This is a genomic window from Phenylobacterium sp., assembly GCF_044372605.1.
GTDB lineage: Bacteria > Pseudomonadota > Alphaproteobacteria > Caulobacterales > Caulobacteraceae > Phenylobacterium.
This window is the reverse complement of record NZ_JBILRO010000160.1, coordinates 1-7,917: the sequence shown is the minus strand read 5'-3', so window position 1 is coordinate 7,917 and position 7,917 is coordinate 1. Positions and strand designations below refer to the sequence as shown.

Genomic DNA, 7,917 nt, shown 5'->3' with positions numbered 1-7,917 from the left:
ACAATCGTGGCGGGGTGGAGCCGGTGATGGGCTTCTGCACGCCGGAACAGAACGCTGTCTTCCTGGACGAGACGCCCGTGTTCGAGCGGATGCTGATCGGCGACGGCGTGCGCATGGTGAAGCTGTGGCTGGACATCTCTCGCAAGGAGCAGGCGACCCGTCTGGAGGCCCGCAAGACAGATCCGCTGAAGACGCTCAAGATCAGCCCGCTCGACGCCGTGGCCCAGGAAAAGTGGGACGACTATTCCCGGGCCCGCGACGAGATGCTGTCGCGAACGCACTCCGCAGAATCGCCCTGGGTGATCGTGCACACCGACAAGAAGGCCAGGGCCCGCACCGCGATCATGCGCCACCTTCTGCATGCGCTTGCGCCTGCGGATGTGGCGAAGAGCGTTCCGAAGCCGGACCCCGACGTCCTCTACACCTTTGACACCGCCGCCTTCTCCGACGGCCGACTGGAGCGCTGAGCATGCAGACTTCGACACTGGGGTCCCTGGGACCGGTCAGTCGGCTGACCCTGGGCGGTGGCGGCATTGGCCAGATCTGGGGCGAAACAAATGACGAGGAGGCGATGGCCACGGTCGTGGCCGCCATCGACGCCGGGATCACGGTGCTTGATGCGGCGCCGATCTACGGGAGTTGCGAGGCCCTGATCGGCAAGACCTTTGGCGGCAAGCTTCCGACCGGCGTCAAGGTCACGACCAAATACTACCTCGCCACGCCGCCTGCCGGGGAGGTGGAAGCCCGTCTGATCGCCTCGCTGGAGGCCAGTCTGGCCACCATGGGGCTGGAGCGGGTGGACCTCTTTTTCCTGCACTCCAACCTGCACGCCGACGGCTTTGAATATGCCCATAGCAACGCGCGCCGGGATGCGTTCTCGACCGCGATGTCGCTGTATGAAGGCCACGTTGTTCCGGCGATGATGAAGCTGAAGGCCCAGGGCCGGATCGGCGGCTGGGGGATCACCGGTATCGGCGTGCCCACTGCGGTCCTCGCCGCGCTGGATCAGGCGCAGAAGCCCGATGCCGTGCAGGTGATCGCCAACCTGATGGATAGCCCTGGCGCGCTGAGGCGCTACGCCGAGGCGCCACAGCCCCGCGCGATCGCGGCGGCGGCCAGGGCCCGGGGCGTCGGCGTCATGGGCATCCGCGCGGTTCAGGCCGGGGCGCTGACCTCTGGCGTTGATCGGGATCTGTCGGCCAACAGCCCAGACAATGCCGACTTCGCCCGCGCCGCGCCGTTCCGCGAGCTTTGCGCCGGCTGGGGCGAGGATCCCGCCCAGGTGGCGCACCACTACGCGCTGAGCCTCGCCAACTATGACACCATCGTCCTAGGCGTCAAAAACCGCGCCGAACTAGCCCAGTGCCTGGCCGCAGAGGCTGCCGGGCCGATGGAGCAGTCGCGTGTGGCGGCGATTGATGCGCTGGGCCTGGCGAGCTGATTTTTTGGTCTTTGTTCGATGACGACCGCCCTCCTGTCGGCTCACTAAGGGGGATCGATGCCAGCACATACATTGACCGCCGGAGAAGCGCGCCGCATCGCGCTGGCGGCCCAGGGATTCGGAGGCTCACGCGAGGGTCCCGTCAGCCGACGCCAACTGACGCAACTGGTCGACCGGCTGGGTGTGATCCAGATCGATTCCGTGAACGTGGTGTCGCGCACCCACTACCTGCCCGCCTACTCGCGCCTGGGCGCCTATCCGCGAGAGATGCTGGAAGACATCGCCTGGTCGAAGAAACGCCCCCTCTTCGAGTACTGGGCGCATGAGGCCTCGCTTCTGCCGCTCTCCAGTCAACCGCTGTTCCGCTGGCGGATGACGGACGCGCTGGAGGGCGTTGGCGCGTGGAAGGGCATCGCGCGCTTCCTGCGCGAGCGCCGCGATTTCGTGGACCGGGCGCTGGATGAGATCGCCGCGCGCGGGCCTATGTCAGCCTCGGAACTGGAGCTGGGCGCCAAGGGCGCAGGCGGCTGGTGGGGCTGGAGCGAGGGCAAGCGCGCGGTCGAGGGCCTGTTCTGGACCGGAGAACTCACCACCGCCACCCGGCGCGGAACCTTTGAGCGGGTCTACGACGTGCCGCACCGCGTACTGCCCAGGGCCATCGTCGATACCCCCACCCCGTCCCGCGACGAGGCGCAGCGCCAACTGATCCAGATCGCCGCCCGCGCCATGGGCGTCGCCACCATGCGCGACCTGCGCGACTACTTCCGGATGGGGTTGGAGGACACCCGCGCCCGCGTCGGAGAACTGGTGGAAGCCGGCTCCTTGCTGCCGGTGACCGTGAAGGGCTGGACCGAGCCGGCCTTTCTCGATCCGATGGCGCGCCGCCCCCGGAAGATCGAGGCGACCGCCCTGCTCTCTCCCTTCGACAATCTGATCTGGTTTCGCGAGCGCACCGAACGCATCTTCGGTGTGCGCTACAGGATCGAGATCTATGTGCCCGCCGAGAAGCGCCAGCATGGCTATTATGTGCTGCCCTTCCTCGAGGGCGACGCCATCACCGCCCGCGTGGACCTGAAGGCCGACCGCAAAGCCGGCGTGCTCCTGGTGCAAGCCTCCCACGCCGAACCCTGGGCGAGCGACCTGACCCCGGTTCGACTGGCCGCCGAATTGAAGCTGATGGCCGGCTGGCTGGGATTGGAGACCGTGCGGGTGGAGCCGAAGGGCGACCTGGCGGCGGCGTTGGCTAGATTGGCCTGAGGTTCCGTCGTTTAGCCAAAGCCTGGCTTCGGCGGATCAGGCGGCGCCCAGGGTACGCAGGAGGCTCTCGGCGGGTACGCCCCAATAGCGGTGCAACTTGGCCATCATCGATGGCGTCAGTCCACGCCGCCCATTCAGCACTTCCGAGGCCCGGGACCGCGATCCCAGCAAGCTTGCAAGGTCTGTCTGGGTAAGCCCCTTGAGCTCCATCGCATAGCGGATCGCATCCAAGGGTTCTGCTGGGGCGATCGGCCAGGCACGACGCTCATAGGCTTCGATCAGATCTGCGAGCACATCAAATCGCGCCGCAGCCTCGCTGCCCATCGCCGGCAGGTCGACAAAATATGCCGCGATCTCGCCGAGGGCCCAATCATAATCTGCCTCCGAGCGCAGGGCGCGAACATCCATCACACGGTCTCCACTTTGATGCGGTCATAGGCCGCATGGGTTCCCACGAACTTGATCAGCACGCGCCGGAAGGCGTAGGCGACGTGGATCACGAGACGGTACTTGTTGCCGCCGATATCGAAGACGACGCGATTGTCTGCCACGAAGTCGACGGTCGTCCCGAACATCGCCTTTACGTCTGCCGGGCCGGTCCAGAGCGCCTTGTCTACCAGGCCGTACCAGGCGCGCAGGGGCCGTTCGGCATCTGGATGACGCGCCCAGAACCCAATCAGCGTCCGTTTGGCGATGATCTGCACGTCGGGGCTTTAACATGTTCCCCGAATGGGAACAATATACTCAGGATCTCTACGCCTCCTCAGCCCAGGCCTTGATGAGTTGGTGAGCGATCGCCAGCGGCGCCGGCGCGAAGGTGGCTTCGATCTGGCCGGCGATCAGGGCGCGAGCCTCGGCGCGGGTGAACCAGCGGACTTCGGACAGTTCGGTCTGGTCCGGCGTACCCTCGTCGTCCTCCACCTCCGCGATCAGGCCGATCATCAGGGATGACGGATAGGGCCAGGGCTGGGTGGAATGATACCGCACCTGGCGGGTGCGCAGACCGGCTTCCTCGTTCAGTTCGCGCGCGCAGGCTTCCTCGATGGATTCACCCGGCTCCAGGAAGCCGGCGAGGGCTGAGAACATCCCGGCAGGCCAGATCTCCTGGCGTCCCAGCATGCAACGTTCACCGTGATAGGCCAGCATGATCACGACGGGATCGGTGCGCGGGAAGTGCTCGACCTGGCACGACGGGCACTTGCGCTTCCAGCCGCCGTCCACCGCCTCGCTGGGCTGACCGCAGGCGGCGCAATAGCCGTGACGCCGGCGCCACTCGAACATCTGCTTGGCGGTCCCGCAGATCGCAGCCTCCGTGCCCGGAAGCTGCATGGCGACCTGCCGGAGATCCTTGAACTCGCCCAGGCCCTGCAGGGGTCCCTGTGCGGGATCGGCGGTTCCCTCCATGTCGAGGGCAAAGATGGCTGTATCCTTCCAGAGACCCATGAACAGCAACCGCTCGGGGCCGCCCGCCAACTCACCCACCAGCTTCGCAGGCAGGTAGGCGATCTGGGCGCCGCCATCCTTGGTCTTCTCGATGAGGGGTTTGCCGTTCCATAAGGCCAGCCCAAGGCTGTCGGGCGACTGCAGCTGTTCGGCAAGCCATTCCGTGTCGCCCCGTCGCTCGCTGGCGCGATTCAGGGGGTTTCCGGCGAAGGTGTTCTGAAAGAAGGAGAGAGCCATGGGCTGTTCATAGTGCGCCCCAGCGCGCACGTCATCCCATCGCAGACGGCGTTGATCGCGATAAAGCCCGACTTACCTGTCGCGGCTCATGACCTTGCCGAGCTCGTCTGCAGCCAGGAACCCGTCCTTGTCGCCATCGAGGACATTGGTGAAAACATAGGCGTGATAGTTCAGGAAATCGCGCTGGTTCATGGTGCGCTCGCGACCATCGCGGTTGAACGCCCTGAAACTCTGTTCGGCGTTCGTCCTGGCGCGGCCCTCCAGGGTTTCCTTGAACTCCTTGTAGGTCAGCTCGCCATTCTGATCGAGATCACCGGCTGTCATCTTCGGCATCTGGACATTCAGGTAGTCGTTAAGCGTCACCACCCCGTCCTTGTTGGCGTCCAGGAATCTCAACGCCACCTCGGGCGTCACCACCATCTGGGCCAATGCCGCGTTCGTGACTGAAAGCGTGGCGCTGAGCGCAAGCACCGCGCACATGGATTGTCTGATCATCTGCTGCCCCCCCGAAGTCTTCTGCCCGCGATCTTGGGTCAGGTCGAAGGTCGGGCGCAAGCCCCCGCTATTCCCGCGTGCTCTGTGGCCAGACTTCTGTTTGAGTACCGCAGGGCAGCGCGTTGACAATATGACCGCAAGTGTCATGGGCCGACCCAGGGGGGACAGATCATGAGCGACAAGACAACGACGACGCCACCGTCGGCGACCACCGCGGCGGCTCTGCCGGTAGGATTGCTGGCCCTGCTGACGGTTACCAACGCGCTGAATTTCGTCGACCGGAACCTGCTGGCCAGTTTCGCCAACTTCCTTAAGCCCGAGCTCAACCTCACCGACACCCAGTTCGGTTTGCTGACCGGACTGGTGTTTCTGGTCTTCTATGCAGTGGCGGGCCTGTTCATGGGCATGTTGGCGGATCTGTCGCACCGTCCTCGGCTGATCGCCGGCGCCGTTGCGGTCTGGAGCGCTCTGACCGCAATTTCGGGAATGGCGCGCGGGTTCATCTCTCTGGCGATTCCGCGCGCGCTTATCGGCATCGGCGAGTCAGCGCTGACGCCCTCGGCCATGTCGCTGCTCGCGGACCGGGTTCACCCTTCGCGCATGGGACTGGCCAGCGCCATCTACTACATGGGCGTGCCCATCGGCACCGGCGCCGGTCTGCTGATCGCGGGCTACCTCGGCCCGGCGATCGGCTGGCGGAATTGTTTCTATGTGCTGGGTGCGGTGGGATTGGTCCTGGCCCTGGCCTTCCTGTTCGTCCGCGACCCGCGCCCCAAGCGCGAAGCCCAACATGCAAAGGGGCCTGGATTCCTGGTGCAGACCCGTCTTCTTGGCGACGCCCTGAAGCGCTCACCCGCGCTCGTCGCCACCATCTGCGGCGGGGTGGCGCTCCACATCGGCATCGGCGCGGCACAGTTCGACCAGCTCTGGTTTGTCGCCGAGCGTGGTTTTGAAAGGGCGCATATCGCGCAACTGGCCGGCTACATCACGGTGGTCGCCGGCGTCGCGGGGAATCTGTTTGGCGGCTTCATCGGCGACTGGTGGCAGCAGCGAATGAAATCCGGGCGACCAATGATGCTCGCCCTGCTGATCCTGGTGACTATGCCACTGGCTCTGGCCTACCGCGTGGTCCCGGCGGACTCGCCGTTCTTTCTCATCGGCATGGGGATCGGCATCTTCCAGTTGGCGGCGTTCTATGGCCCGACCTTCTCGACCGTACAGGAACTGGCGCCCCCCGGTGCGCGTGCAACCGTCACCGCCTTCTACATCCTCTGCCTGAACGTTGTCGGCCTGGGGATAGGCATCACCGGAGCCGGCTGGGCCATCGACCAGTTCCGGGACGCAGGGGCGGCCCAACCTTACACGGCCTCGGTGCTGGTGTTCACCGCCATCTCGGCCCTGGCGATCCCGGCGTTCGTTCTGGCCGGACGGTGGACGAAGCGAGACGTGGCGAGGAACGCCGGGGGGTAGCCGCGCTTGGGCTGCCTCTTGCCCACGGCCCTCCGATCCGCCATATGCCGCCCCGGAGATCGGCGACGGGCGGACGCCTCGCCAACCTGGTCAGGGCCGGAAGGCAGCAGCCACAACGAGTTTCGCTCCGGGTCGTCGTTCGGTCTCCACCTTTCCCCAGACTTTTCAATTTTCGCGTGGCGCGGAGGTTGGCCGTTCCCTTAGATGGCGCCATGGGCGACGAAGACTTTCCCCGCGACGACCTTGAGCCTCCCGAGCGTGACCCGAACACGGGCGACATGTTCGGCGATGCGCCGGTTAGCGCCCCGCCCGCGCCGACCATGGACAGCGCCGCCTACACCGTCATCGCGCGGAAGTACCGGCCCCAGACCTTCGACGATCTCTATGGCCAGGAGGCCATGGTGCGCACCCTGCGCAACGCCTTCGCCTCGGGTCGGATCGCGCATGCCTTCATGCTGACCGGCGTGCGGGGGGTCGGCAAGACCACCACCGCGCGCCTGCTGGCGCGAGCGCTGAATTTCCAGACCACCACGGTGGACACGCCCACCCTCGATTTCCACGAGGAGGGGATCCACTGCCGCTCGATCATCGAGGGGCGGCATATGGATGTGCTGGAGCTGGACGCCGCCTCCCGCACCGGCGTGGGCGACATCCGCGACCTGCTGGAAGGCGTGCGCTATTCGCCGGTGGAGGCCCGCTTCAAGGTCTACATCATCGACGAAGTGCACATGCTGTCGACCGGCGCATTCAATGCGCTGCTGAAGACGCTGGAAGAGCCGCCGCCGCATGCGAAGTTCATCTTCGCCACCACCGAGATCCGCAAGGTGCCGGTGACCATCCTGTCGCGCACCCAGCGGTTCGATCTGCGTCGGGTGGAGCCCGATGTGCTGGTCAAGAATCTCGAGATGATCTGCGAGAACGAGGGCGCACGCGTCGAAGCCGAGGGCCTGATGCTGATCGCCCGCGCCGCCGAGGGCTCGGTCCGCGACGGCCAGTCCATGCTGGACCAGGCCATCGTCCAGGCTGATCCGGGCGTCACCGTCACCGCCGCCTCGATCCGCGACATGCTGGGGCTGGCCGACCGCGCCCAGACTATCTCACTGTTTGAACAGATCATGCGCGGCGAAGCCGGCGCCGCCATTGAAACCTTCCGCGCGCTCTATGGCTATGGCGCCAATCCTGACCAGGTGGTGATGGACCTGCTGGACCACACCCACGGCGCATCTGTCGCCAAGGCCATCGGTCCGCAGGCGCTAGTTTTGCCGCGGGAACAGGCGGGACGGCTGGCCGCCGTCGGGGCGGCGGTATCGGCCGGGACCCTCTCGCGCATCTGGCAATTGACGCTGAAGGCCTATGAGGAGGTGCGGCGCGCGCCCGATGCGGCGGCGGCGGTGGACATGGCGCTGATCCGGCTGGCCTATGCGGCCGATCTGCCGGGGCCGGAGGAAGCTTTGAAGCGGCTGCAGGCCGGTGAACTTCCGGGCACCGGGCCACTCGGCGGCGGCCCGGCCGGCGGCGGGGGCGGGGGCGGCGGCGTTGCAGCGCGCAGCGCCACGAATGCGGTGGCCCGCCAG

General features: G+C 66.0%; 9 protein-coding genes and 1 other RNA gene. 6 read left to right on the top strand and 4 right to left on the bottom strand.

Annotated elements, in window-relative coordinates:
• The 3 genes from ACIQ42_RS12835 to ACIQ42_RS12825 form a co-directional block, all read left to right on the top strand.
• Positions 1–467 (top strand): polyphosphate kinase 2 family protein (locus ACIQ42_RS12835; protein WP_397422588.1); only part of this gene is annotated, 467 nt, incomplete at its 5' end.
• Positions 468–469: 2 nt separating this feature from the next.
• A complete protein-coding gene (locus ACIQ42_RS12830; RefSeq protein ID WP_397422587.1) occupies positions 470–1,441 on the top strand; it encodes an aldo/keto reductase in 972 nt (323 codons plus the stop codon).
• A gap of 57 nt (positions 1,442–1,498) precedes the next feature.
• Positions 1,499–2,698: a winged helix-turn-helix domain-containing protein gene (locus tag ACIQ42_RS12825; protein WP_397422586.1), complete on the top strand. Its 1,200-nt coding sequence runs from the start codon at positions 1,499–1,501 to the stop codon at positions 2,696–2,698.
• Positions 2,699–2,734: 36 nt separating this feature from the next.
• Here ACIQ42_RS12825 and ACIQ42_RS12820 read toward each other — a convergent pair whose 3' ends face one another.
• From ACIQ42_RS12820 to ACIQ42_RS12805, 4 genes are all read right to left on the bottom strand, one after another.
• A complete protein-coding gene (locus ACIQ42_RS12820) occupies positions 2,735–3,106 on the bottom strand; it encodes a type II toxin-antitoxin system HigA family antitoxin (RefSeq protein WP_397422585.1) in 372 nt (123 codons plus the stop codon).
• Positions 3,106–3,402: a type II toxin-antitoxin system HigB family toxin gene (locus ACIQ42_RS12815; RefSeq protein ID WP_397422584.1), complete on the bottom strand. Its 297-nt coding sequence runs from the start codon at positions 3,400–3,402 to the stop codon at positions 3,106–3,108. The genes ACIQ42_RS12820 and ACIQ42_RS12815 overlap by 1 nt, the downstream gene beginning before the upstream one ends.
• Before the next feature lie 49 nt (positions 3,403–3,451).
• A complete protein-coding gene (gene nudC, locus ACIQ42_RS12810) occupies positions 3,452–4,378 on the bottom strand; it encodes an NAD(+) diphosphatase (RefSeq protein WP_397422583.1) in 927 nt (308 codons plus the stop codon).
• Between the two features lie 72 nt (positions 4,379–4,450).
• The gene (locus tag ACIQ42_RS12805; protein WP_397422581.1) at positions 4,451–4,873 is read right to left on the bottom strand and encodes a hypothetical protein; all 423 of its coding nucleotides are present in this window, start codon (positions 4,871–4,873) and stop codon (positions 4,451–4,453) included.
• Between the two features lie 171 nt (positions 4,874–5,044).
• On the opposite strand from ACIQ42_RS12805, the gene ACIQ42_RS12800 reads away from it, so the two are divergent.
• From ACIQ42_RS12800 to ACIQ42_RS12790, 3 genes are all read left to right on the top strand, one after another.
• Complete coding sequence (locus ACIQ42_RS12800; RefSeq protein ID WP_397422580.1) at positions 5,045–6,343, top strand: spinster family MFS transporter; 1,299 nt, start codon at positions 5,045–5,047, stop codon at positions 6,341–6,343.
• 53 nt (positions 6,344–6,396) lie between these two features.
• Positions 6,397–6,495: signal recognition particle sRNA small type (gene ffs, locus ACIQ42_RS12795), an RNA gene on the top strand.
• 60 nt (positions 6,496–6,555) lie between these two features.
• Positions 6,556–7,917 (top strand): DNA polymerase III subunit gamma/tau (locus ACIQ42_RS12790; protein WP_397422579.1); only part of this gene is annotated, 1,362 nt, incomplete at its 3' end.